Origin of the sequence: Vibrio sp. M260121, from assembly GCF_036533715.1 — a bacterium.
In the GTDB taxonomy this organism is placed as follows: Bacteria; Pseudomonadota; Gammaproteobacteria; order Enterobacterales; family Vibrionaceae; genus Vibrio.
Window position 1 is genome coordinate 1 of the sequence record NZ_JATABF010000115.1, and the last position, 657, is coordinate 657.

Annotated in this window: 2 tRNA genes and 1 rRNA gene; all 3 read right to left on the bottom strand. The window is 42.2% G+C overall.

The annotated features are described in order from the left end of the window. Positions 1-123, bottom strand: a 23S ribosomal RNA gene (locus QTO06_RS25335); the annotation flags it as partial. A gap of 329 nt (positions 124-452) precedes the next feature. Then, positions 453-528 (bottom strand) — tRNA-Val (locus tag QTO06_RS25340). Positions 529-566: 38 nt separating this feature from the next. Continuing rightward, a tRNA-Ala gene (locus QTO06_RS25345) sits at positions 567-642 on the bottom strand. Positions 643-657: the final 15 nt, after the last annotated feature.

Below are 657 nucleotides of genomic sequence, written 5' to 3' on the forward strand. Positions count from 1 at the left end.
CCCATTCGGAAATCCCAGACTCAAATGGTTTTTACTACCTAATCTGGGCTTATCGCAAGTTAATACGTCCTTCATCGCCTCTGACTGCCAAGGCATCCACCGTGTACGCTTAGTCACTTAACCATACAACCCGAAGGAGTTTCGAGTTGCCAATTTACTTTCACTTTAAAAAGTGAAAACAAACGGTCAAATCACCAAAGTTGTCTGCAATTTTTATACATGATGCAGACTCGATTTTGCCGGACTCAATTTTTCTTCTACCTTACTTTGAAAAAGTAAGACAAAAGCCAAGAACACTTGAATGTGTTTTATTGGTGTTTGTCATAAAGACAAACATTGAGAACTTTACAATCAACAATAAATTGTTGATTTGTCAGCTTTCCAAATTGTTAAAGAGCTAGATTTTCTAATGAAAACCATTTTTAAAAGCACTCATTGAATGCGCTTAAAGATGGTGGGCGATACCGGGCTCGAACCAGTGACCCCCTGCTTGTAAGGCAGGTGCTCTCCCAACTGAGCTAATCGCCCACATTAGTTTTACTTCTTGTGGAAGAAGGTTTTCAAGATGGTGGAGCTATGCGGGATCGAACCGCAGACCTCCTGCGTGCAAGGCAGGCGCTCTCCCAGCTGAGCTATAGCCCCATCTTGAGAGTCATT